This is a genomic window from Herbiconiux sp. 11R-BC (genome assembly GCF_049472555.1).
In the GTDB taxonomy this organism is placed as follows: Bacteria; Actinomycetota; Actinomycetes; order Actinomycetales; family Microbacteriaceae; genus Herbiconiux.
The window spans coordinates 319,521-343,565 of the sequence record NZ_JBCEBO010000001.1; the positions used below are offsets into that span (position 1 = coordinate 319,521).

A 24,045-nucleotide genomic window follows, 5' to 3' on the forward strand; every position below is an offset into this window, starting at 1 on the left:
TCGGGTATCTGCTGAGAGCAAGTGCATATTGCCTACTGACTGGCCGCCTGGCGGGCGCCTCGATGTGGCCAATAGTCTGAATAGATGAAGACAGAAGAGTGGGAACACCGTGTCGCCGCGCTTTGGGTTGACGACACCGTCACCGACCAGCAGCGGATCGACGACATGAAGGGCCTCGCCGAGGCAGCCCCGCACCCAGCGATAGGCGAGTTCGAACTCGGCGGTGCTTTCGACTCCGCCGGCGACGAGGCGGAGGCCGCCGTCCACTACGCCGCCGCGACGACGGCCGGTCTCGACATCGTGGACCCCGACCGGGCCGCGCAATTGGTCGTGCAACACGCCTCGACCCTCCGGAACCTCGGCCGCATCGACGAGGCGATTGCAATGCTCCGCGACGCAAGCGAGCATCCCAGCACCGGGGCGGCGCCGAAGGTTTTTCTCGCGCTCGCACTTCACAGCGCCGGTCACTACGACGAGGCGCTCCGCGTCGCTATTGAGGCCGTCGAACCGACCCTTCCCCGATACAACCGTTCGGTATCGGCATACGCCAAAGCCCTCACCGAACACTGACCGATTCAGCGCTCGAGACACGCTGTGCGAAGCTGACCAGGTGCAAAGTCTCGCCGAGGCTTGGCTCGAGCCGTACTCGGCCCAGCCGCGGCCCGCCGTCACGCTCGTTTGCCGGCCGCACGCCCGACACATCCATATGCCGCCCGCGATCTTCCACCGGAGGAGTTCACCTCAGCAGATACCCGGTAGGGATGTTCGAGAGCACCGCTCCCGAACCCTCGCTCACCAGGCGCAGGCGGTCAGGTTCTGCACCGCCGCCGAGAGCGACGCCGGGCCGCCGATGAGCTGCACGTCGGTCACGCCGAGATCGCGCAGGCTCGAGAGCACCGCCCGCGGCACGCAGTCCGGCGGCACCACGAACAACGGCGCGCCCTCCGCGCCGGCGAGTGCCGAGCCCGAGAGGGCGTCAGGAAAGGTCACACCGGTGGCCAGGTAGGCCCGCGACGCCGAGCTGTAGGCGTCGCGGTTGATCGCCACCGACGCGGCGTAGCGGTCGTCGCCCGAGAGCCGCGTCACCGAGCCCACGAGGGAGAGCGAGGTGGCGATGCCGTTGCTGACGGATGCCGGGCCCCCGGCCACCTTCACGCTCTGCGTGTGCAGCCCGAGCAGCGTCGCCGTGGTGGCCGCGTCGGCCCCCGAGGCCTGCCCGTTCACCAGCAGCACCGGGCTCTTCGTGTGCCCACCGGCACCGCCCGCCGAGAGCGCGTCGGGAAAGTTCAATCCGGTCGCCACGTAGGCCGTCGATGCCCCCGAGGCCTGGAAGGCGTAATTCACGATGGCTCGCGAGGCCTCGAAGCGGTCGGCGCCACTCAGCCGTGTGACGGTGGGAGCCAGGCCGCGCAGGGCACCCTCCACCGCAGGCGACACGGATGCGGTTCCTCCCACGATCACGATGGTGGAGGGATGCAGCGCCGCGATCTCCGCGGCGACCGACGCGGGCAGCGCATCCGGGGACGTCAGGAGCAGCGGCCCGCCCTGGGCGGCGGCAGCAGGGCCCGCGCTCAGCGCATCCGGATAGTTGGTGCCGGTGGCCACGTAGACCACGGGCGCTCCGCCCGGATAGGCCCGCGCGGCAACGGCGACCCCGACCTCGTAGCGGTCGGCACCCGACACCCGGCCGGTGGTGAAGGAACTCGTGACGGCCCCTGTCGGCGCACTCGTGCGGCTCGCCGAGGCATAGCCCTGCCGCGACCCGGTGACCGTCACGGTGACGGTCCGGCCCACAGCCGACTGATCGGGCAGGTAGCTGTCGAGGGTGGCGCCCGGCACCGAGGCGCCACCGACGTTCCACTGGTAGCTCAGCGACACGGGCCCGGGCCCCCAGGTGCCGGCCGACGCCGTGAGCGTCTGGGCCACGGCCGGAGTGCCCGAGATCGTGGGAGTGGGCGTGGGGTTCAGCGGCTGCGTCGTCGGCGCCACGTCACCGCTGTAGCCCGCGAAGATCTGCACCCACATGCGCCCCTTGCCGGTCTCCGCATAGCCGATGCCGATGCGGGTGAACCGCCCGTCGAGGATGTTCGCGCGGTGCCCGGCCGAGTTCATCCAGTCGGTCATGACCTGCGCCGACGAGGTCTGGCCGATGGCGATGTTCTCCCCGTTCGCCCGCCAGCCGGCCGGGAGGCGGGAGGCCCGCCACTCGCTCGTGCTGTGCGTGAGCGGTGGGTCGAGCGTGCCCATGTAGTTGGCCCACTCCTCCGCCGCGGCCTCGATCTGCGGGTCGCGGATGAGCATCGGCAGACTCGCCTGCACCCGCTGGGCATTCACGAGGTCATAGACCCCGTCCTCCTGCGTACCGGCGTACGCCGGGCTCGCCGGAGAGGCGAGGACCCCACCCAGGACCACCGCCAGAACACTCACTATGGAAATTATGGATACCCGTACCGTACGAAGGTGCATGAACCATCCCCCGATGGACTAGCGCGACCGAACGCGTTCAGCCTAGCCCCGGCGAGGTTTCAGCGGTACAACGGCCGCCACAGCACGGATACCCGGCTTCTGCGGAGGGCGCTACCAGGCGCAGGCGGTGAGGCTCGACACGGAGCCGTTCAGTGAGTTCACCCCGCCGAGCAGCACCACCTTGCTCGCCTTCAGGGCCGCGAGATCCGAGATCACCCCGCGCGGCACGCAGTCGGCGGGCACGATGTAGAGCGGCGCCGCGCCCGTGCCGGCCAGCACGCCGCCGGCCAGCGCATCGGGGTAGTTGTAGGCCGTCGCGAGGTACACCGTCGCGCTCGAGCTGTAGGCCGAGCGGTTGATGGCCTGCGAGGCGGCGAAGCGGTCGGCGCCCGTGAGGCGGTCGACCGGCCCGATCGAGCCGAGCGAGTTCTGGATGCCGGTGGAGACGGAGTTCGGGCCGCCCGCGATGGTGACCTTCGAGACGCCGATGCTCCGGAAGAGGTCGAGGGTGGCCTGGTCGGCCGCGGAGGCCTGCCCGTTCACGAGCGTGATCGGCACACGCTGCGACGCCGCGGCGGAGCCGGCGGAGAGGGCGTCGGGAAAGTTCAGGCCCGTCGCGACGAAGGTCTTGCCGGCGCTCGCACCCGTTCCCGTGCCGGTTCCGAACGCGTACGCGGCGACCGACCGGGACGCCGCGAAACGGTCGGCGCCGTCGAGCCGGGTGACCGTGGGCGCGAGATTCTGCAACTGCGCCCGCACGGCATCCGAGAGGGAGTTCACCCCGCCCACCATGACGATGGTCGACGGCTTCAGGCGCGAGATCTCGGAGGCGACCGAGGGAAGCACCTGGTCGGCCGTGGTGAGCAGCAGCGGACCGCCCTGCTTCACGGCAGCCGGGGCCGCGCTGAGCGCATCCGGGTAGTTGCCGCCGTTCGCGATGTACACGACGGATGCGGTGCCCGGGTACGCGCGCTGCGACACCGCGAGCGCCACGTCGAAGCGGGTCGCACCGTCGATGCGCTCGACCGCGGGCCTCGCCTGCAGCTGGAAGCTGTCGGTGACGACGGGCGAGGTGGTGACGTCTCCCCACTTCGAGCCGACCGTGAAGGTGTGCGAGCCGGTCTGCATCGCTGCCGGAACGGGCACCGACCACGCGCCCGAGGCATCCGGCGTCGCGCTGTAGACCGAGCTGTCGATCGTGACGATCACGCGGTGTCGCGGCCCGCTGTTCGCCAGGGTGCCCCTGATGCTGTCGCCCACGAACGACGGGCGCACGTACGTCGGCTGCGCCAGCTGCACGCCGAGCTCCCAGTCGGGCAGGGTGGAGCTCACGCTCGGGCTGCCGTTCGCCGTGACGAGCGGGAAGAACGCGGTGATGGCGTCGGGCTGACCGGAGCGGTCGCAGCTTCCGGTGTAGTCGCCGGCCGAACCGATGCCGAAGGCCGCGGTGCCGATCAGAGCGGCTGCCCCGCTGTCGCCGGGCAGCATGCAGACGTCGGTGAGCGTGAGGTTGACGTACTGCGGGGTGCCGGCGCGGTTGTAGACGGGGTACGACTCGTCGACGACGAGGATGGTGCCGCAGGTCCAGCCCGTCGTGCGGCCCGACTTGCAGAGGGGCGAACCCACGATGCCGGTGGTCATGTCGGTGACGGTCACCGGGGTGCCGTCGGTGATCGCGCCGGCGCCCCCGCCCCAGGTCGAGACCTGCGGCAGTGGGTTCCAGGAGGGCGAGATCGCGACGGCTCCCACGTCGGAGCCGCCGCCGAACTTGTACTGGGTGGGCAGCGGAGCGCCGATGATGGAGCCGCGGGAGTAGCCCGTGCCGGCCGAGGCCTGCTTCGACTCGTAGTAGTAGGTGTCGCCGCTGTGCTCGGGCTCGATGCAGTGCCCGCTCGTCACGAACTGCGGCTGCGGGTAGGGCTTGTAGCGGCCGGTGAAGCCCACGGAGCACACCCAGGTGTAGCCGCTGGAGAGGAACTGGAAGCCCTGACCGCCCACGAGCGGCGGCGGGGCGTCGGCGAGCGCGTTCAGCGTGGCACCGGAGTAGTCGGGGGTCGCCGGCGCCCCGAGTTCGGCGGTGGCGCCGAGGGAGCGCACGGTCTGCGCATCCGTCTCGTTCGCGACGTTGACCACGAGAGAGGTGCCGTCGAGGCGCGAACCGAGCACGGGCATCCCGCTCGATTGCAGGGCGGCCACGACATCGGAGGCGTCGACGGCCGCGGCGGTGCGGGCGAGGTACTGCTCCGGGGTCTCGCCGAGGTCGCGCGCGACGGCGGTCGAGAGCTCGGCCGGGAGTTCGGCGGCCTGCGCCGAGAATTGCCCGGCGGAGTAGTCGGACATGCGCGGCGGGTCAGCGGGGAGCTCGACCGGAGGAGGCGTGGAGTCGGCCGGGGCGGATGCCGTGGCCGCCGCGGCCGTCTGCGCCGCCGTCGTCGTCGAGGTCGCCGCCTGTGCCCCGAAGGCGGGGCCCGCGACCACACCCGCCGCGACGAGCGCGCTCAGGCCGAGCGCTAAGAGACGGGCGGAGGAAGACGGATGAGCTCGCACCCGTCCACGCTACGGGCAGGCCTCCCGGAGCCCGGGTCGCCACGCGCGCCCCGGCCGACTCCGCCGAGCAAGGCGCCTCAGGCGGAGGCGGCGATCAGGGTCTCGAGGTAGGCGCCGTAGCCGCTCTTCACGAGCGGAGCGGCGAGCTTCGCGAGCTGCGGGGTGTCGATCCAGCCCGCGCGCCACGCGATCTCCTCGATGCAGCCGATCTTGAAGCCCTGACGGTCCTCGATCACCCGCACGTACTCCGAGGCCTGCATCATCGACTCGAAGGTGCCCGTGTCCAGCCACGCCGTGCCCCGGTCCAGCACCTGAACGTGCAGGTCACCGCGCTCGAGATAACGCTCGTTCACCGTCGAGATCTCGAGCTCACCGCGCGCCGACGGCTCGATCGACTTCGCGATCTCCACCACCGAGTTGTCGTAGAAGTACAGGCCGGGAACCGCGTAGTTCGACTTCGGCTGGGCCGGCTTCTCCTCGATCGAGAGCGCCGTGAAGTTCTCATCGAACTCCACCACCCCGTAGGCGCGCGGCTCGGCCACATGGTACGCGAAGATCCGTGCCCCCTCGATCTCGCCGTTGCCCCGCAACGACGAACCGAGCCCCACCCCGTGGAAGATGTTGTCGCCCAGCACGAGCGCCACCGACTCGTCGCCGATGAACTCCTCACCGATGATGAACGCCTGCGCGAGGCCGTCGGGCGAGGGCTGCACCGCGTACTCGAGCCGGATGCCCAACTCGCTGCCGTCGCCCAGCAGCGCCTTGAACTGCTCGTTGTACTCGGGCGTCGTGATGATCAGGATCTCGTTGATGCCCGCCATCATCAGCGTCGACAAGGGGTAGTACACCATCGGCTTGTCGTAGATCGGCATCAACTGCTTCGAGATGCCCTTCGTGATCGGCCACAACCGGGTGCCCGAACCGCCGGCCAGGATGATCCCGCGCATCAGCGGCCCTTCTCGTTCAGCGAGGCGTAGAACGCGCGCGCCTCGTCCCAAGTGGGGAGCAGGCCGCTCGCCGCCGCCTCCGACAGACCCGGCGCATCCGTGTCCTTCGGCGACAGCAGCAACTCGCCCGCCACCTCCGGGAACACCAGCCCCACCTCCTCGTCGAGAGGGTTGATGCCGTGCTCGCGCTCCGCGGCGAAGGTCGAGGTCACCAGGTAGGAGACCGTCGCGTCGTCGGTCAACGCCACGAACGCGTGCCCGAGACCCTCGGCGAGATAGATGCCCCGGCGATCCTTGTCGTCCAGCAGCACCGAGTCCCACTGCCCGAAGGTCGGCGACCCCACCCGGATGTCGATCACGAAATCGAGCACCGCCCCGTGCGTGGCCGTGACGTACTTCGCCTGCGACGGCGGGATGTCGGCGAAGTGGATGCCGCGCACCACACCCCGCTTCGACACCGAGGTGTTCGCCTGCGCCAGGTCGATCGAGTGACCGATCTCGGCCTCGAGCTTGTCGAAGCGGTACCACTCGAGGAACACGCCCCGGTCGTCGCCGAACTGCTTCGGCGTGATCTCGTAGCTGTCTGGGATGCTCAGTTCGCGAAATTGCACGCCCCCGAGTCTAACCAACCCGGCGGGCTTCAGCCGCGACGGAGTGCTTTCGTCCATTTCCATGATCGCGAGGACTCGATCGACTCGATGACGGCGCGCAGCTCATCGTTGGTCATCAGCAGAACCGCGCTCGCCTTGATCGGGCGCCCGCGGCCGGTCAACACGCCGACGGCCCGCATCGCACCGCTAGCTCTCCATGATCGGGACTCGAGCAGGCTCACGAGCCGGTGGTGCAGGGCGTCGCGCTCCCGGAGTCGTTCGTTGATCTCGGCGTCGACATCGCGCTCCGGCACCGGCTCCAGAGCAGGTGGTGGCGGTGGCGGTGTCTGCCGTTCGCGCACCAGCCGGCGGATGGCGCGGGTCTCCCCGGCCGGCAGCAGGATCGGCTGCGAGTCGATCTTGCGGTCGACGGCGTACTGGTTGAGCAGCCATTCCTCGCGCACGTGCTCCGTGATCGAGCTCTCCTGTGCCGCCCAGCCGCGGTAGATCGCGGTCAAGCGCCCGGAATCGGCGACCCCGACAGTGGAGACGGCACGCAGCAGGTAGTCCCAGTCCTCCGTGGTCGTCAGCGATTCGTCGAAGCGGATGCCGAGATCACGCGAGAGTGCCCGCGGCAGGGCCACCGACATGAACGGGCTGCTGTTCAGCGAGAGGTGCTCGATGAACGAGAACTCCTTGGCGTAGATCATCGAGACCGCGGATTCAGCCCGTGTGCCCGCGCCCTGCCGCACCGCGACACGGTCGCTCTCCTGACGGCCGCAGACGCTCCGCAGCACCCGCCCGGGATACTTCTTCTCCAACGTGGCGAATGACTCCACCCAATGGGCAAACACGAGGTCGTCGTCGTCGAGCGCCACCACGTAGCGGCCTCGGGCCTCGTCGAGCCCGGTATTCAGCAACGTCGCGCGATTACCGTGGTCGACGAGCACGAGCTTGCTCGCGGCCCGGAGCCAGTCGGGCAAACCCTCTATGGCTCCCTCGATCTGGATCTGGGTGGCGACATCCACGTTGTGCGCGATCACCACGACTTCGAAGTCGGTGTTCGTCTGCCCCGCGAGGCAGAGCAGCGTCTCCTCGATTTCGGCGGGTCGCCGGCCCTGGGTGCGCACGACCACGGAGAGGAAGGGATCGGCGGTCGGAGCTGCGGGGGCGCTCGCCGAGCTCGACTCACGGGCGGGGCCGGGCACGCACGCCCAGACGAACTGATTCACCCGTCCGTTGGGCTCTGCCTGATCCCGCAGCTCGTTGAAGAACTGGTTGATCGTGGTTCCGGGCTGGAGCACCGGATGCCCTATCGGGTAGTGCTGATCACTGCGGGAGAGCAGAAAGTCGTTCCGGCCCACCCGGTGCAGGCCCGCAGCGCGCAGCACTCTCTCCAGTTCGAGCTCGCCGAACAGGCGCACGTGCGTGTTGTCGAGCAGGCCGGTGCTGGTGTACTCCCAGCTGCCAAGCGCGAGCTTGTACCCGACGTCGCGGTGCGTGACGTTCGGGATGCTGAAAACGACCACGGCGCTGTTCTCCGCGAGAAGAGCACGAAGGGCGGCGAGCAGTTCCGTGCCGTCCGGGAAGTGCTCGAGCCCGTCGAGCACGGTGATCGACGCCACCGACCGCCCGGCCACGATCCGCCGGAGCGCGGCGAGCACCGTGCCCGGCTCGGCGAGGCTCGCACCGTGCGCCTCGAAGCCGCGCTTTCGCAGTGCCTCGACGGCCGGTTCGTCGATGTCGACTCCCACATAGCGGAGCCCGAGCTCCGCCTCCACGACCTCGGCGATGGCGCCGTAGCCACAGGCGATGTCGAGGTGGATGGCGTCGCCGGCAGCAGGGTCGGCGTGATCCCGCAGCAAGGCCATCGCGTGACCATAGAGATTCTCCGCCGAGTAGGCGTTGTCGTATTTGCGCTCAGTCACAGGAATACTCACCATCGATGCACCGCATAGTTTCCGTCGACGAATTCAGCCGTCTTCCCCTCGGGGTCCAACCGTTCGGGGAGGTCATCCGCGTCGCGACGGCGCAGAAATGTGGCAACGGCTTTCTGGATCGTCGCATCCGGGAAGTCGGTCATCGCCTCCAGCAGTCGCTCGAGCACGTCGTCTCGCGACCACTTGTAGGCCAGGAACAAAGCCGACTCGGCCGAGAAGTAGCGCTCAGTGCCGGAGGCCAACCATTCGCCGTCCGGGCCCAGCCTCTTGTCATGGAAGACCGCTGCGGCCGGTTGGAAGATCACCCGGTAGCCGCGGTGACGATAGCGCCAGGACAAGTCGACGTCATCGCCGTACATGAAGAACGAGGAGTGGTCGAACCCGCCGATCTCGAGGAATTCGCGCACCCGGAACATAGAGAAGGCGCCGGAAGCCCACGACGTAGCGCCGGTCAGCTCGTCGTAGTCCTTCGGGTGTTCGAGGGGAAGCTGCTTCGCTTCCGCGACACCGACCGTCGGGTCATCGAGCACCTTCGTCAAGAGGCCGAGCGTGCGGCGCGACACGATCACATCGGGGTTGGCGGTCACCATCAGCTCGGTCTCCGCGGATGTGGCCAGGCGGTTCTGCGCACCGCCGTGGCCGAGGTTCTCACCGAAGTACTGATAGCTCACGCGGCCGATTCCGGGAAAGCGCTGGACGAGCTCGTCGAGCTCGCCGCCCGAGAACGTGGGCGATGGCGAGCAGTCGCCGTAGGCCACATGCACGACGCCGTGCTCGCCGGCGCCTTGGGCGAGCTGTGACGCCCGGTCGAGACTCTCCAGGCTGCGGTAAAGCGCCTCCGGCGGAGTGTGGAACAACACGGACTGCACGGTGATGCTGGTGAACTCGCTCATTCTCACTTTCGGCCCACTCCGCCTGTCCCGGCAGCAACGCTAGTCGACGGCTGCCGATTAGTCCATGTTGCGCAAACGCGCTCTCATGGTACGGCCCCAGCTCCGATCGCGTTGGGACCACAAGTCCCAACGCGTGCGGCTACTCTGGGCGGATGGCGCGATCGCGGAGTTCGGTGCGGGAGAACAATTTAGATTTCCTCAGGATCGTCGCCGCAGTCGCCGTCATCGTCGGCCACTCTTTCGCTCTTCGCGGGAACCCCGCACTCACCCCGATCGTGGGCGGAGTGCCGCTCCACGTCTTCGGGGCCTGTTCTTCGTGATCAGCGGCTACCTCATCACCAAGAGCCGCCTCGGCCGCAACACGGCACTGCAGTATTCCGTGAACCGCCTGCTTCGCATCTTCCCCGCGCTGATCACCGTAGTGCTCGCCTCGATCGTCGTGCTCGGGATCGTGTTCTCGACCCTCTCCGTGCGGCAGTACTTCACCGATCCGGCGACCTGGGACTACCTCTGGAACATCGCACTGCGCCCCGCCTACACGCTGCCCGGAGTGTTCGGCGGCCTCCCATATCCGATCGCCGTGAACGGATCACTGTGGACGCTCCCGGCGGAGTTCTTCTGCTACGTCGTGGTGCTGCTGATCGGGTTCCTGCCCCGGCGCCTGATCCTGCCCACGATCGTCGTGCTGGGGCTCGCGGCCACGCTCGGCTGGCTGCTCGTGCTGCGCGCCGGAGAGCCGGTGGTCGTGTGGGGCACGCTCGTGAACGAGGCGGCCCGCCTGTGGGGCTTCTTCGCGGTCGGGGCGCTCTTCGCGGCCGCCGCGAAGCGGTCGTTCTTCCGTCTCGACGTCGCACTCCTCGCGACCGTGCTCTGGCTGACCGTTCCGTCCCTGGGCGTGATCGATCCCACGGTCGTGGGCTGGCTCCTGATGCCCTACGTCGTGCTCTCGTTCGGGCTCGCCAACACACCAGTGCTCCGGCGCACCGCCCGCTTCGGCGACCTCTCCTACGGCATGTACCTCTACGCCTTCCCTGTGCAGCAGGCGGTGATCGCGACGTTCGGCGCCATCCCGGTCGTCGTCAACCTGGTGGTCGTCGTCGCCGTGACAGCGTGCTTCGCGTTCGGTTCCTGGCATCTGGTCGAGAAGCGCGCGATGGCACTGCGCCTCAGGCTCGGCTCACGCCCGGGTGCGCTCGCGGTCGCCACTGCACCCGAGCCGGTCGCTCAGGCGGTGCGGTAGGCCCGCACGCCCTCGAGCACGCGCTCGACCTGCGCATCCGTCATGCCCGCCCAGAGAGGCAGCCGCACGAGCCGCGACGAGAACGAGTCGGTGCGGGCGAGCACGCCGTCGGGATGCGCGGTGCGGCCGAAGCGCTCCCCCGCCGGAGACGAGTGCAGCGGCACGTAGTGGAAGGCGGCCCGGATTCCGAGCGCGCGCAGGTGGTCGATCAGCGCGCCCTGACCGGCGTGGTCGGGCATCAGCACCCAGAACATGTGCGCGGTGTGCGACAGCCCCGGGTCGTCGGACATCAAGCGCAGATCGAGGTCGTCGGCCCAGCCGGCGAGGCCGTCGGCGTAGGCGTTCCAGACGCGATGGCGCCGGGCCTGGATCTCGGCGAAGGACGCGAGCTGCGAGTCGAGCACGGCCGCGTTGAGCTCCGACAACAGGTAGCTCGAGCCCGCATCCTGCCAGGTGTACTTGTCGACCGCACCGCGCAGGAACCGGGCCCGGTTGGTGCCCTTCTCCCGGATGATCTCGGCCCGCTCGAGCAATGCCGGGTCGTTCACGATGAGCGCGCCGCCCTCGCCGCAGTGCACGTTCTTCGTGTCGTGGAAGCTCTGCATGCCGAAGGCGCCCACCGAGCCGAGCATGCGCGCATCCGGGCCGGTGCCCGTGCGGCCGCCGAGGCCGTGCGCGTTGTCCTCGATGACGGGGATGCCCGCGGCGGCGGCGATGCGCCCGATCTCGTCGAGCGCGACCGGCACACCGCCGTAGTGCGTCACCGAGATCGCTCGGGTGCGCCCCGTGACGGCCTCGGCCACCTGCTCCGGATCGATGTTGCCGGTCGACTCGTCGATGTCGACGAACACGGGCGTGGCCCCGCGCAGCACCACCGAGGTGGCGCCCGAGGAGAAGGTGAAGCTCGGCAACACCACTTCGTCGCCCGGCTCGAGCTCGAGCAGCAGGGCCGCCATGTCGAGGGCGTGGGTTCCCGAGGTCGTGAGCAGCGCATCCGAGACCCCGAGCAGCCCGGTGAGGCGCCGGGTGGCGGAAGCGGTGAACGGCCCGTCGCCGTGCGCGTGGTCGGAGGCGAGCACCGCTTCGAGGTTCGGCAGCTCGGCCGGCGTGCGGAACGGGCGGCTGAAGACGATGTCGTCAGGCATTCCGGCCCTCCTCCGGCTCGCCCGAACCCGGATGCTCCGTCTCGCCTGACTCGCCGGGCTCACCCGACTCCGGCATGATCGTCTCGGGGTTGTCGACCACCAGGTAGAGCGGCCGCCCCATCGAGACGTTCACCGACACCCCGATGTACTCCGCGATCACGCCGAGCGACACCAGGATCGCACCCGAGCACAGCAGCACCACGACGATGAGCGACGCCCAGCCCTCGGTGCCGGTGTTCGCGCCGGCGAGCAGCGACACGACCACGTAGACCGCGACGACGAGCCCGATCAGGGCCAGGATGCCGCCCAGCACGCTCACCAGGCGCAGGCCCGTGGTGCCGCTCGTGAGCACCATCCGCCAGAAGTAGGCGAAGAGGCCCGCGAGCGAGTAGCCCGAGACCCGGCCGTCGTCGCTGCGCAGCACCGTCGGGCTCGTCGCCACCCGGTTCGTGACCCAGGAGAGGGCGACGTCGAGGTAGACACCGGTCGCCGCGAAGCCCGCGAGCTTGCGCCCCACGTCGCCGCGCACGAGGCGGTAGCTCTGGAACTGCGTGGCGTCGGGCAGCGTGAAGACGGCTCCGAGCATCCGCTTCGACGACTTCGAGGCGGCGCTGCGGAAGAGGCCGTGCGGGCGCTCGTTGGTGAAGCGCGCGTAGACGACGCCGGCGCGCTCTCGGATGGCGGTGTCCAGGAAGTCGCCGATCGAGGCGGGGTCGTGCTGGCCGTCCTCGTCCATCGTGAGGATCCAGCGGCCCGTCGACGCCGCCATGCCCGCGATGGTGGCGGCGTGCTGCCCGAAGTTGCGGCTGAGCCAGAGGATGCTGACGAACGGATGCTGCACCTCGAGCGCCCGCATCACCGCGTCGGAGTGGTCGGGACCGTTGTCGTGCACCAGGATGACCTCGGTGACCCGGTAGGCCACGCCGCCCGGCGTGACGGCCCCCCGCGTGTACGGCAGCAGCTCCTCGACCACGGCCGTGAGGGTGCGCTCGCCCTGGTACACCGGGATCACCACGGAGAGGGTGTACTCGGTGACGTCCTGAGGGGCTGCGGCGTCCACGGGACCCGAAGCTATCACGAGCCGGTTCCGATGAACGCGAAGCGGCCGTCGGCCGAGTCGAACCGGGGCACCGAGATGCCGAGCGCCGCCTGCAGCTGCGACAGGATGCTCACGCCGCCGTCGGCGTAAGCCGCCCGGTCCACGACGATGCCGCAGGCCTGGATGCCCTGCAGCTTCTGCAGCATCTCCGGCACCGGCAGCGAGGCGTAGGCGCCCACCGAGTCGATCGGAGCGCGGCCCTTGATGCCGCCCGCCGACCAGCGGAGGTCGGTCGAGTGCAGGAACATGCGCAGCTCGTCGGAGTCGGTGGCGCCGTTCTCGGGCGGCGACTCGGGGAACGCGATGTAGGGCAGCTGGTAGATGAGGCATCCCGGCGCGACCGTCGCCTCGACCTGCTGCGTGAACGAGGCGTCGGAGTCGAAGCTCGCCACCGTGGCCGCGCGGGCCTCCGCCGAGATGGGCGGGATCTGGTCCCACACCGCGAGCAGCATGAGCAGGAGCGCGAGCGGCACCGCCACGAAGGCACGGCGCACGCCCGGGCTCCGGCGGCGCATCCGCTTCACGACCCAGCGCACGAAGCGGTCGAGCAGCAGACCCAGCGCGGCGAGCGCGAGCATCGCGATCAGGATGGCGATGCGGTTCCAGGAGCGGATGGGGAAGTCGACGAAGGAGAGCAGGGTCGAGAGCCCGCCGACGGTTCCGAACAAGAACGCCACGAGGGTCAGCCCCGCTAGCACGGATAGGGCGCGCACGTAGCTCTTCGGCGCCCGCCAGCGCGGCTTGCCCGCCGTGAGCAGCAGGTACACGGCGATCACGACGAGCGACACGAACCCGGCCGACGCGATGAGGCCGAGCGCGGGCTCCTCGGAGGGCAACGGGTAGTGGGCGTCGTAGAGCTGCCGGAGCGTGGCGAACGGCCCGAAGCGGTGACCCGGCACGGGCAGCAGCAGCGCGGAGAGCTTGAACGAGTAGAGCTCGGCCTCCGGGGGGCTGCGCACCAGAACCGCCTCGTTCACCCCGTTCGCGAGACGGTAGAGCAAGTCGGGCAGCAGGTTGATCGCCATGGTGACCACGATCACGAGGCCGGCCCCGGCCGCCCCGAAGAAGCGCCGCCACGAGTGCGTCTGCCAGAGCTTCGCGAGCCCCGCCACGGCGAGCACGAGCGCCACGAACACCGAGTAGTAGCTCGAGGCGGTGCCCAGCAGCGCCAGGATGCCGATGGTCGCCGCGTTCCGGGCCGTCACCACCCGCAGCCACCGCCCGCCGCGCTCCTCCGGCCCGCGCAGCCGCCAGAGCGGCAGCCCGTTGGCCACCCGCCAGAGCAGCCCCAGAGCGAGCGGGACCACGAAGTAGGCGGCCAGGAAGAGGTGCCCCTCGCCCTTGATGAAGTGGTACGGCGCAATGGAGTAGGCCACGGCGAGCGCCACCGACAGCGTGCGCGAGACGCCCACCTGGCGCAGGAACCACACCGCGGTCACGGCCGCGAGCGGGAAGCCGACGATGAAGTAGATGTTCATCAGCGCGCCGAAGTCGCCGGTGAACACGCGCAGCAGGTTCGCGGCGATGAAGTGCAGGTTGTCGGCCTGCGGATAGTCGTTGTAGAACTGCCCGTACGGGGCGCCGAGGTCGGCCTGGTGGGTGAACCAGCCGGTCTCGATGATGGTCTTGAAGTGGGAGGCGACGGCCAGGGCGTCGCCGTTGTAGTAGAGCGGCACCCTCCAGTCGAGGGTCCACAGGTTCAGGCCGAACCAGACGGCCAGCAGCGAGAAGAGCGCCGCGAGCGCGTACGGCAACCAGGGCAACGAGGCGAGGCGGGCGCTGAAGCGGTCGAAACCGGATGCCGCGGGGGCGGCCGCGGCGGTGTGAGTAGTCATGCGGTGGTGCTCCGTGCTCATTCCGCGCTCATGCGGCTTCGGTTGACGGTGTAGTAGGCGCGCCGGGCGAGCGCCATGACCTCGGCACGGCGGTTGCCGAGCCAGACGTCGGAGGGACTGATGGTGTCGGGTGCCTTGCTGCGGCACCAGGCGTGGTAGGCCTTCGCCTGGCTCGCCTGCTCGTTCACGAGGGCCACGCTCCACTGGCCCTGGTTCACCCGGAAGCCGGCCAGCGTGCGGTCGATCGGCAGGTAGTCGCCTCGCAGCAGCACCTTGGAGTAGGTGGTCTGGTCGATCAGGTAGGGGAACCGGGCATCCCAGCCGCCCGCCTGCTCGAGGGTCGCGCGGCGCAAGGTGACGCATCCGGGTTCTCCGAACACGTTCGTGCCGCGCCGCACAGTCTGCCGGATGACCTGCACGCCCGGTTGCACGCGGCGCGCGACGCCCTGCAGGCCCCGGTTCTTGATGGTGACGCGCCCGTGGGCGTCGAGGATGTCGCGGGGGCTCGACACGAGCACCACCTCGTGGTTCTCGGCGAGCGCCGTGACGTGCGCCTCGAGGGCGCCCGGGTAGAGCAGGTCGTCGCCTGGCAGGAGCTTCAAGAACTCACCGCGTGCCGCCTCGGAGACCCGGCGCCAGTTCGCCTCGGCGCCACCACCCGCGGGGGTGTGCAGGATGCGCAGCCGCGGGTCGCCGGCGAAGGGCTCGAGTCGTTCGAGGGTGGCGTCGGCCGAGGCGTGGTCGGCCACCACGAGCTCGAAGTCGGTGTAGCTCTGCTCGAGCACCGAGCGCACGGTGTCGGCGATGAAGGCCTCGTTCTGGAAGGCCGGGATGACGACGGAGAGGCGGGGCATCAGTCGCGTTCCTTCTTCTCTTCGACGTCGTGGTGCTGGTCGTGCTCGAGGTCGATCTCGGTGGCCGCTTCGACCTCGCGCCGGAAGGAGAAGCCCTTGTGCCCGAAGTAGCTGATCAGAGTGGTGATGATGAGGATGGAGAACTGCGCCAGGATGCGGTTCCAGCCGAAGCCCACGAGCACCGGCAGGATGACGGCGTTGATCCCGATCGACACGAGGTAGACGCTCTCGAAGCGGGCGAGGTCGCGCAGCACGTGGCCGGTCACCCGGAACACGAAGCGCCGGTAGAGCACGAAGGCGAAGAGCACGCCGAGCACGTGTGCGCAGGCCAGGGTGGCGAGCGAGCCGATCGTGGGGTTGAAGGCCTGGTCGGCCCAGGCTCCCACCGTGAGGTCGAAGAAGACGAAGAAGAGGAAGCCGACGCCCGTGTTCGTGGCGCCCACCAGGAGGAAGGCCACGCGCTGGTCTTTGATGAGGCGGAGAACGAGCCCCGAGCGGTCTGCGCCGTTCTCGTCCGGCAGTGTCACGGGGCAACTCTAGGGCTCGAAAGCTGCGAGCCGGCCTCACGACACGTGTCCGTGTCGCACATAGCGCTATCGCTATAGCGCACTATTGCTATGCTTTCACCATGAAGGGCATCGGCAACGATCTGATCCGGGAGGGCCGACGGCGGGTCGCGCTGACCCAGGGACAACTGGCCGAGCTCGCCGGCACGACGCAGTCGGCGATCGCCCGCCTCGAATCAGGACGCACCTCGCCGAGCTTCGACGACGTCATCCGCTATCTCCGATTGATGGGGCTCGACCTCGACCTCATGCTCGTCGAGCGCGACGAGTCAGATCGAGGGCTCGTCGCCGACCTGGAGCAGCTGACACCCGAGGAGCGCCTCGCGCACCACGCCGCGACGATACGGCGTTTCTCCTCACTCCGTTCCTCCGGGCTCAATGTGATCAATGCTCATGACTGATCTCGACTTCGAGAAGATCCTCGCCACGCTCTCCCGGCACGAGGTGCGCTACGTGCTGATCGGCGGCCTGGCCGCCATCGCGAGCGGCTCCCCATTCCCCACCGAAGACGTCGACGTCACACCGGAGAGGTCAGCCGAGAACCTCGACAGACTGTCGAGAGCCCTCGATGAACTCGAAGCCCGGGTCTATACCTCAACCGAACCTCTCGGAGTGCCGTTCGGTCACGACGGCGCATCGCTCGGCCGGTCCGAGGTCTGGAACCTGGCCACGTCGTTCGGCCGCCTCGACATCTCGTTCCATCCGGACGGCACGACAGGGTTTCCGGATCTCGCACGGGACGCCTTCGACGTGTCCGTCCAGGGCGTGGTGGTGCGGGTGGCGTCGCTCGCCGACGTCATCCGCTCGAAGCAGGCGGCGAACCGGCCGAAAGACCAGCGCGTGCTGCCGACGCTGCGCGAGATCCTCGCCTCGCGGCATCCGCGCAACCGCCCGGAGGCGTGACGACAGGAGGCGGCGAGGGGCTCCGGCTAGAATCGACGCGACCACAATGCGAGGAGACCTCCCCCACATGAAGATTCTTGTCACCGGCGGCGCCGGTTTCATCGGTTCCAACTTCGTCCGGCGCACGCTCGAAGACGCCTACCCCGGCCTCGAAGGCGCCGAGGTCGTCGTGCTCGACGCGCTCACCTACTCCGGCAACCTCGACAACCTTCTTCCGGTGAAGGACTCACCGCGCCTCGCCTTCGTGCACGGCGACATCCGCAACGGCCAGCTTCTCGACGACCTGTTCCCGGGCCTGGATGCGGTGGTGCACTTCGCCGCCGAATCCCACGTCGACCGCTCCGTACGCGACGCGTCGATCTTCGTCGAGACCAACGTCCTCGGCACGCAGCAGCTGCTCGACGCGGCGCTGCGCAACAACCTCCCCCGCTTCGTGCACGTCTCCACCGACGAGGTCTACGGCTCCATCGCCGAGGGCTCCTGGGCCGAGGACCGGCCGCTCGAGCCGAACTCGCCCTACTCGGCCTCGAAGGCCGGCAGCGACCTGCTCGCCCGTTCGTACCACCGCACGCACGGCATGAACATCTCGATCACGCGCTGCTCGAACAACTACGGGCCCTACCACTTCCCCGAGAAGGTCATCCCGCTGTTCGTCACGAACCTCATCGACGACAAGCACGTTCCGCTCTACGGCGAGGGCAACAACATCCGCGACTGGCTGCACGTCGACGACCACACGCGTGGCATCGCGATGGTGCTCGTCAATGGCCGCGCCGGCGAGATCTACAACATCGGCGGCGGCACCGAGCTCACCAACAAGGAGCTCACGCAGCTCCTTCTCGACGCCACCGGAAAAGACTGGTCGTACGTCGACCGCGTGGCCGACCGCCTCGGCCACGACCTGCGCTACTCGGTCGACATCTCGAAGATCCAGAACGAGCTCGGCTACGAGCCTCTCGTGCCGTTCGAGCAGGGCCTGGCCGACGTGGTGCAGTGGTACCGCGACAACCGGCAGTGGTGGGAGCCCCTCAAGGCCCGCGCCGCCCTGGTCTGATCGGGCCGGAGAGGATTCGCTGACATGACGCGTTATCTCATCACCGGCGCGGCCGGGATGCTCGGCCGCGACCTCCAGGAGGCCCTCGCCGGCCGCGACGTGGTGGCGCTCAGCCGCTCGGAGCTCGACATCACCGATGCCGCGGCCGTCGCATCCGCCCTCTCCGGCATCGACGTGGTGTTCAACTGCGCCGCCTACACGGCGGTGGATGCGGCCGAGACCGACGAGGCCGCCGCGCACGCGGTGAACGCCGACGGCCCCGCCACCCTCGCCGAGGCGACCGCGGCGAACGGCGCGAAGCTCGTGCAGATCTCCACCGACTACGTCTTCCAGGGTTCGGCCACCTCGCCCTACCCCGAAGACGAGCCGCGCGACCCGCTGAACGCCTACGGGCGCACCAAGGCCGACGGAGAGGAAGCCGTGCTGCGGCTGAACCCGGCCGGCGGTTACGTGGTGCGCACGGCCTGGCTCTACGGCGCCCACGGCGCCAACTTCCCGGCGACCATGCTGCGCCTCGGCCGCGAGCGCGACAGCGTCTCGGTGGTGCACGACCAGGTCGGACAGCCCACCTGGACCGCCGACCTCGCGCGCCAGCTGGTGGCCCTCGTCGACGCGGATGCGCCGGCCGGCGTCTACCACGGCACCAACTCCGGTCAGGGTTCCTGGTTCGACTTCGCCCAGGCAACCTTTCAGGAAGCCGGAATCGACCCTGATAAAGTCAAGCCGACCGACAGTTCGCAGTTCGTCCGCCCTGCCCCGCGTCCCGCGTATTCCGTACTCGGGCACGACGCGTGGTCCCGAGCAGGCCTGGAACCCATGCGCAGCTGGCGGGCCGCGCTCCATGACGCGGCGAGCTCGGGAGTTTTTGGAGAGTAATGGCCACGCTGCGGGTGATCGTCGACCAGCTGGTCGCCCCCGTACCTGGCGGAATCGGGCGTTACACGCTCGAGCTCACGCGACAGCTGATCGCCACCGCTCCGCGCGACTGCGACGTCGAGGGAATCATCTCGGCGGTGCCGTCGGAGACCGCCGAGGAGGTGCAGCAGAAGCTGCCCGGACTCGCCGGCCTGCACCGCGCCACCCTGCCGCGGCGTGAGCTCGCGGCCGCGTGGCAGCACGGCATCATCGGCTCCTCGGGCGGAGGCATGGTGCACGCCACCAGCCTGCTCGCGCCGCTGCGCAAGCACGACCGGCGCGAGGAACTCGGCAACCAGACGGCGGTGACCATTCACGACGTCGTGCCGTGGACGCATCCGGAGACCCTCACGCCCCGTGGGGTCAGCTGGCACAAGGCCATGGCGAAGCGTGCCTCGAAGTACGCCGACGCCGTCGTGGTGCCGACGCACGCCGTGGCCGAGGAGCTCTCGCGCTACTTCAACTTCGGCGACCGCCTGCGTGTGATCGGGGGCGCCGTCAGCGACGAGCTGCGGCTCCCGGCCGACCCCGCTTCGCGCGTGGCCGCGCTCGGGCTACCGGAGCGCTACATCCTGGCCGTCGGCACTCTCGAGCCGCGCAAGGGGCTCGCCGCGCTCATCCAGGCGCTCGCGTCGCCCGCCACCGACGAGCTGCCGCTGCTCATCGCCGGCCCCGAGGGCTGGGGCGAGTTCGACGTGGCGTCGGTCGCGGCCTCGGCCGGGGTCGATGCCTCGCGCATCCGGGTGCTGGGCTTCCTCAGCGACTCCGACCTCGCGCTCACGATCGAGCGCGCGACCGTGTTCGTCTACCCGAGCCAGGCCGAGGGCTTCGGGCTGCCGCTCGTGGAGGCCTTCCACTTCGGCACCCCGGTCATCCACGCCGACGTCCCGGCGCTGCTCGAGGTGGCCGCCGGGTCGACCTTCGTTGTCGAGCGCACGACTCCTGCCGAGTTCCCGGGGCAGCTCGCCGACGCCATCCACACGGTGACGACGGATGCCGCGCTGCGCACCCGCCTCTCCATCTCGGGCCTGGACCGCGCCCGCGCCTTCTCCTGGCGCGACTCGGCCGACAAGGTCTGGCAGCTGCACGCCGACCTCTAGCCCCGCCCCCTCCTCCTTGTTCTTGGAGAGTGCCGGGGCAGGAGGCGGGTCAGCCGGCGGGGGCCGTGGTGGCGGTGGAGAGCACCATGGCGTTGGCGACGGTCTGGCGCACCAGGGTCCAGTCGGGGTCGGTGGGGTCGATCAGCGGCGGCGTGAGCTCGACGTTGTCGATCGGCAGGTTCTTGGTCTTCAGCGCCAGGTCGACGAAGTAGGGCAGCATCGACTGCGGGATGTCGGTCTGCACGATCTGCGCGCCGGCCTCCGCGATGCCCTGGAACTTCGTGAGAACATTCACGGGGTCGAACTGCTGCAGGATGGCCGTCTGCAGCTCGCGCTGGCGCTGCATCCGGTCGTAGTCGCTCGTGGTGTGCCGTGAGCGGGCGTACCAGAGGGCCGTGTAGCCGTTCATGTGCTGCTCGCCGGGCCAGATCCAGCCCTCGATCTCGTTGCCCTGCTCGTCGCCGCCCATGGGGAGCTGCTCGGTGACGTTGATGTCGACGCCGCCGAGCGCGTCGACGAGGTCGGCGAAGCCCTGCATGTCGATCATCACGTAGTACTGGATCGAGATGTTCAGGGCCCCCTCGATCGCGTCCTTCGTGGCCTCGACGCCGGCGTTCGAGCCGGCCGCGTCGGCGTTCGGGTAGAGATCCTGGTCGAACGCCATGACGCGCGGGTAGAGGAAGCTGATCTGGCAGTCCTCACCGCAGTCGTAGGTGCCGTCGGGCGCATAGTCGCTGCCGATCAGGGGCGAACCCTCCTTGATGGGCACCTGCTGTAGATCGCGCGGCACGCCGATCATCGTCGCGCGGCCGGTGTCGGCCTCGATCGACACCACGGTCATGCTGTCGGGCCGCATGCCGTCGCGGTCGGGCCCGGCGTCGCCGCCGAGGAGCAGGATGTTGTAGCGCCCGTCGACGGGAGGAACGGATGCGCTGGCCGCCGAGAACACGCTGCCCACGACCCCGCGCGAGACGCCTGCGATGTAGGCGCCGAACACCGCCGTGCCCGAGGTGGCCACCAGCAGCAGCACCGAGAACAGCGCCAGCGCCGGGCGCGCCCGCGGGCCAGCGCGCACCAAACGCACCAGGCGCAGGGTGTCGAGGGTGAGCACGACCCAGAGGATGGCGTAGACCACGAGCACGATCTGCACGAACAGCAGGGCGAGCGACTGCGTGACCATCGAGTAGATGACCTGCGGCCAGATGAAGTACACGATCACGCCGATGACGGCGAAGATCCACAGGGCGAACGTGAAGTAGAGGCCTAGACGCCCCAATTTGCGACTGCCGGCGAGCACCTGCGCGGAGCCCGGGATGAGGAAGTTGAGCGCGACGAGCCACCACCCGCGCACCGTCATCGCCTTGCGGCTGGAGGTGTCCGGGTAGCGGATCGGGCTCGCGGTCGTACTGGTCATAGGCGGGCTTGGAGGCTCGTGTTCTTCTCTTCGACGAGCTCCGAGAGCTCGGTGCGGTATCGGTCGAGGGCGGAGGCCAGCCCATCATCCGTGATCGAGAGAATGCTGACAGCGATGAGTGCGGCGTTCTTCGCGCCCCCGATGGAGACCGTGGCGACCGGGATGCCCGCGGGCATCTGCACGATCGACAGCAGCGAGTCGAGGCCGTCGAGCTTGGCGAGCGGAACGGGCACACCCACCACCGGGAGCGTGGTGACGGCAGCGAGCATCCCGGGCAGGTGGGCGGCCCCGCCCGCGCCGGCGATGACGACCTTGAGGCCTCGCTCGCGGGCCGACCGGCCATAGGCGATCATCTTCTCGGGGGTGCGGTGCGCCGAGACGACCTGCACCTCGCAGGGCACACCGAAGTCGGCGAGCACCTGCACGGCGTCGCTCATGACGGTGAAGTCGGAATCCGACCCCATGACGACGCCCACCAGGGGCCGGATGTCGGGTTCGTCTGAGGGCATGTCCCTCATGCTAGGTCGCGCTCCGGCGAGAACCCCGTAGCCGAACCCGCGTGTACGGTGTCAGTTCGCGAAGAACGCGGCGGCGGCGCGCGCCTGGAACACGACCTCGTCGAGGTCGTCGCCGCTCACCGTCACGTGGCCGATCTTGCGACCGGGGCGCGGCTCTTTGCCGTAGAGGTGCAGCTTCGCCGTGGGCTGGTCGGCGAGCGCGAGCGCGGCGGGGCCGTCGAGGTCGCCGTCGGCGGGGCCGCCGAGGATGTTGACCATCACCGACCACGGCTCGCGGTGCCCGGTGGCGCCGAAGGGCAGGTCGAGCACCGCGCGCAGGTGCTGCTCGAACTGGCTCGTGGTGCTGCCGTCGATGGTCCAGTGGCCGGTGTTGTGCGGGCGCATGGCGAGCTCGTTGACGAGGATGCGCTTATCCGTCGTCTCGAACAGCTCGACCGCGAGCACGCCGGTGACGCCGAGCTCCTCGGCGATCGTGATGCCGATGCGGGCGGCCATCTCGGCGACCTTGCCGGCCGAGCCGGGCGCCGGAGCGATCACTTCGGCGCAGACGCCGTCGCGCTGCACCGACTCCACGACGGGCCAGAGGGTGGTGTCGCCGCTCGGGCGCCGGGCCACGAGCTGCGCGAGTTCGCGCCGGAAGTCGACGAGCTCCTCGGCGAGCAGCGCTCCCGCATCCGGACCACCGTCTTGATCCAGCGCGAGGAACCACTCCTCCACCTGCGCAGCGCTCTCCACGACGCGCACGCCCTTGCCGTCGTAGCCGCCGCGGGCGGTCTTCACGACAGCCCGGCCGCCGTGCTCGGCGATGAAGTCGTCGAGCTGCTCCGGTGTCTCGATGCGGGCCCAGTCGGGCATCGGGATGCCGAGTTCGCCGAGCCGCTCGCGCATGGCGAGCTTGTCCTGGGCGAACTGCAGCGCATCCGGACCCGGCTGCACGCTGACCCCGGCGTCGAGCAGGGCGCGCAGCACGGCCTGCGGCACGTGCTCGTGGTCGAAGGTGACGACGTCGACGCCCGCGGCGAACGCCTCGACGGTCTCGAGATCGGTGTAGTCGCCGACGGCGGTGGCGGCGATCGCCGCCGACATCCCCTCGGCCTCGGCGAGCACCCGGATGTCGATGCCCAGCTCGATCGCGGGCGGCACCATCATCCGCGCCAGTTGTCCGCCACCGATCACGCCCACTTTGAAAGTCACGCACCCAGCCTACTCGCGGCGCCGAGACCTCCGGATGGAAGGAGATTCGGCGCGAATCCACCCGATTCGTCGCTGAGACCCCCGAATCTCCTTCCGTTCAGAGCCCCTGACCCGGGTGCTCGGTGAGCTCGCCCAAGAGCTCGGCCACCAAGCGCGCCGAGGGCACGTCGTGCAGCACGAGGGTGAGCTCGGGGCCCGCGATCACCCGCACGTCGCCGGTGCCGAAGGCCGCTTGCAGCGGGCCGCGGCGCAGGCGCACGTCGCTCACGCGGGCCAGATAGACGTCCTGCCGGTGACGCACGAGGAGGCCGCGGCGGGCGATCACACGCCGCGAGGTCACGGTGTAGCGGTGGCCGAGCCACGCCAGGAACGGCAGCAGCACCACGAAGAACACGAGGCCGCAGGCCGCCCCGAAGGCCGTCCAGTTCTGCCATTCCTCGGGGAGGCGCCAGCCGTACCAGCCGTAGGCGGTCACCGTCGCGAAGAGCACGAGCACCGGGAGGACCAGTCGCCGCGCGTGCGGACGCGTGCGCAGCAGCACGGTCTCGGCGAGGGGCTCGACCGCGGTGGTGTAGCCGCCGTACCCCGGATGCGCGGGGCCCGGGTGCGCGGGTGCCCCGCCGTGGAGCGGCCCGGCCTGGCCGGATCCGGCGTCGGCATCCGCCGGCCCGCCCGCGTTCGCGGCCCCCCAGCCGAAGCGCTCGGTGGCGTTCGCCTCGTCACGGCGGGCGGTGCCCCGCGGGGCCGCGGCCGGTGCCGGTGCGCCGCCGCGCAGCAGCAACTCGAAGGAGTCTGATGAGCGCTGCGACCGGGCCATGGCGCTCA

At 69.5% G+C, this 24,045-nt stretch carries 22 protein-coding genes; 7 read left to right on the plus strand and 15 right to left on the minus strand.

From position 1 onward, the window contains the following. The first annotated feature begins 84 nt into the window (after positions 1-84). The gene (locus VD659_RS01430; protein WP_423259368.1) at positions 85-570 is read left to right on the plus strand and encodes a tetratricopeptide repeat protein; all 486 of its coding nucleotides are present in this window, start codon (positions 85-87) and stop codon (positions 568-570) included. A gap of 222 nt (positions 571-792) precedes the next feature. Here the strand turns inward: VD659_RS01430 and VD659_RS01435 are convergent, their stop codons facing one another. The 6 genes from VD659_RS01435 to VD659_RS01460 form a co-directional block, all read right to left on the minus strand. Further along, positions 793-2,427 (minus strand): cell wall-binding repeat-containing protein, encoded by a 1,635-nt coding sequence (locus tag VD659_RS01435; protein ID WP_423259369.1) that lies wholly within the window; start codon positions 2,425-2,427, stop codon positions 793-795. Positions 2,428-2,577: 150 nt separating this feature from the next. Further along, the gene (locus VD659_RS01440) at positions 2,578-5,013 is read right to left on the minus strand and encodes a cell wall-binding repeat-containing protein (protein ID WP_423259370.1); all 2,436 of its coding nucleotides are present in this window, start codon (positions 5,011-5,013) and stop codon (positions 2,578-2,580) included. Positions 5,014-5,090: 77 nt separating this feature from the next. Further along, entirely contained in the window at positions 5,091-5,960 is an 870-nt protein-coding gene (rfbA, locus tag VD659_RS01445) for a glucose-1-phosphate thymidylyltransferase RfbA (RefSeq protein ID WP_423259371.1), read from the minus strand. Then, the gene (locus VD659_RS01450; protein WP_423259372.1) at positions 5,960-6,571 is read right to left on the minus strand and encodes a dTDP-4-dehydrorhamnose 3,5-epimerase family protein; all 612 of its coding nucleotides are present in this window, start codon (positions 6,569-6,571) and stop codon (positions 5,960-5,962) included. Before VD659_RS01450 ends, rfbA begins: the two co-directional genes overlap by 1 nt. Before the next feature lie 29 nt (positions 6,572-6,600). Next, positions 6,601-8,478 carry a methyltransferase domain-containing protein gene (locus VD659_RS01455; protein WP_423259373.1) on the minus strand — a complete coding sequence of 626 codons (1,878 nt, stop codon included), beginning with the start codon at positions 8,476-8,478 and terminating at the stop codon, positions 6,601-6,603. Positions 8,479-8,486: 8 nt separating this feature from the next. Continuing rightward, positions 8,487-9,383: a hypothetical protein gene (locus VD659_RS01460; protein WP_423259374.1), complete on the minus strand. Its 897-nt coding sequence runs from the start codon at positions 9,381-9,383 to the stop codon at positions 8,487-8,489. A gap of 316 nt (positions 9,384-9,699) precedes the next feature. Between VD659_RS01460 and VD659_RS01465 the strand changes: the two genes are divergently transcribed. After that, positions 9,700-10,623, plus strand: a complete 924-nt coding sequence (locus tag VD659_RS01465; protein WP_423259375.1) for an acyltransferase family protein — start codon at positions 9,700-9,702, stop codon at positions 10,621-10,623. Here the strand turns inward: VD659_RS01465 and rffA are convergent. The 5 genes from rffA to VD659_RS01490 are packed head-to-tail and all read right to left on the minus strand — an operon-like array spanning position 10,608 to position 16,083. Then, complete coding sequence (gene rffA, locus VD659_RS01470; RefSeq protein ID WP_423259376.1) at positions 10,608-11,768, minus strand: dTDP-4-amino-4,6-dideoxygalactose transaminase; 1,161 nt, start codon at positions 11,766-11,768, stop codon at positions 10,608-10,610. The two genes, VD659_RS01465 and rffA, sit on opposite strands and share 16 nt — an antisense overlap. Then, positions 11,761-12,828: a glycosyltransferase gene (locus VD659_RS01475; protein WP_423259377.1), complete on the minus strand. Its 1,068-nt coding sequence runs from the start codon at positions 12,826-12,828 to the stop codon at positions 11,761-11,763. The genes rffA and VD659_RS01475 overlap by 8 nt, the downstream gene beginning before the upstream one ends. Positions 12,829-12,842: 14 nt before the next feature. Continuing rightward, positions 12,843-14,702, minus strand: a complete 1,860-nt coding sequence (locus tag VD659_RS01480; RefSeq protein ID WP_423259378.1) for a hypothetical protein — start codon at positions 14,700-14,702, stop codon at positions 12,843-12,845. A gap of 17 nt (positions 14,703-14,719) precedes the next feature. Continuing rightward, complete coding sequence (locus tag VD659_RS01485; RefSeq protein ID WP_423259379.1) at positions 14,720-15,556, minus strand: glycosyltransferase family 2 protein; 837 nt, start codon at positions 15,554-15,556, stop codon at positions 14,720-14,722. After that, positions 15,556-16,083 carry a GtrA family protein gene (locus VD659_RS01490; RefSeq protein ID WP_423259380.1) on the minus strand — a complete coding sequence of 176 codons (528 nt, stop codon included), beginning with the start codon at positions 16,081-16,083 and terminating at the stop codon, positions 15,556-15,558. Before VD659_RS01490 ends, VD659_RS01485 begins: the two co-directional genes overlap by 1 nt. A 101-nt stretch (positions 16,084-16,184) precedes the next feature. Between VD659_RS01490 and VD659_RS01495 the strand changes: the two genes are divergently transcribed. From VD659_RS01495 to VD659_RS01515, 5 genes are all read left to right on the plus strand, one after another. After that, positions 16,185-16,523, plus strand: a complete 339-nt coding sequence (locus VD659_RS01495) for a helix-turn-helix domain-containing protein (protein ID WP_423259381.1) — start codon at positions 16,185-16,187, stop codon at positions 16,521-16,523. Further along, entirely contained in the window at positions 16,516-17,025 is a 510-nt protein-coding gene (locus VD659_RS01500; RefSeq protein WP_423259382.1) for a hypothetical protein, read from the plus strand. Before VD659_RS01495 ends, VD659_RS01500 begins: the two co-directional genes overlap by 8 nt. 67 nt (positions 17,026-17,092) lie before the next feature. Then, positions 17,093-18,079, plus strand: a complete 987-nt coding sequence (rfbB, locus tag VD659_RS01505; protein WP_423259383.1) for a dTDP-glucose 4,6-dehydratase — start codon at positions 17,093-17,095, stop codon at positions 18,077-18,079. Positions 18,080-18,103: 24 nt separating this feature from the next. Next, a complete protein-coding gene (gene rfbD / locus VD659_RS01510) occupies positions 18,104-18,955 on the plus strand; it encodes a dTDP-4-dehydrorhamnose reductase (RefSeq protein WP_423259384.1) in 852 nt (283 codons plus the stop codon). Next, positions 18,955-20,094, plus strand: coding sequence for a glycosyltransferase family 4 protein (locus tag VD659_RS01515; RefSeq protein ID WP_423259385.1), 1,140 nt, complete (start codon positions 18,955-18,957; stop codon positions 20,092-20,094). The genes rfbD and VD659_RS01515 overlap by 1 nt, the downstream gene beginning before the upstream one ends. 49 nt (positions 20,095-20,143) lie before the next feature. Here VD659_RS01515 and VD659_RS01520 read toward each other — a convergent pair whose 3' ends face one another. The 4 genes from VD659_RS01520 to VD659_RS01535 all read right to left on the minus strand — a co-directional run bounded on the left by VD659_RS01520 (position 20,144) and on the right by VD659_RS01535 (position 24,037). After that, positions 20,144-21,508 (minus strand): LCP family protein, encoded by a 1,365-nt coding sequence (locus VD659_RS01520; protein WP_423259386.1) that lies wholly within the window; start codon positions 21,506-21,508, stop codon positions 20,144-20,146. Continuing rightward, entirely contained in the window at positions 21,505-22,017 is a 513-nt protein-coding gene (gene purE, locus VD659_RS01525; RefSeq protein WP_423259387.1) for a 5-(carboxyamino)imidazole ribonucleotide mutase, read from the minus strand. The genes VD659_RS01520 and purE overlap by 4 nt, the downstream gene beginning before the upstream one ends. Positions 22,018-22,077: 60 nt before the next feature. After that, positions 22,078-23,220, minus strand: a complete 1,143-nt coding sequence (locus tag VD659_RS01530) for a 5-(carboxyamino)imidazole ribonucleotide synthase (protein WP_423259388.1) — start codon at positions 23,218-23,220, stop codon at positions 22,078-22,080. Positions 23,221-23,317: 97 nt separating this feature from the next. Then, entirely contained in the window at positions 23,318-24,037 is a 720-nt protein-coding gene (locus tag VD659_RS01535) for a PH domain-containing protein (protein ID WP_423259389.1), read from the minus strand. Between the last annotated feature and the right edge of the window lie 8 nt (positions 24,038-24,045).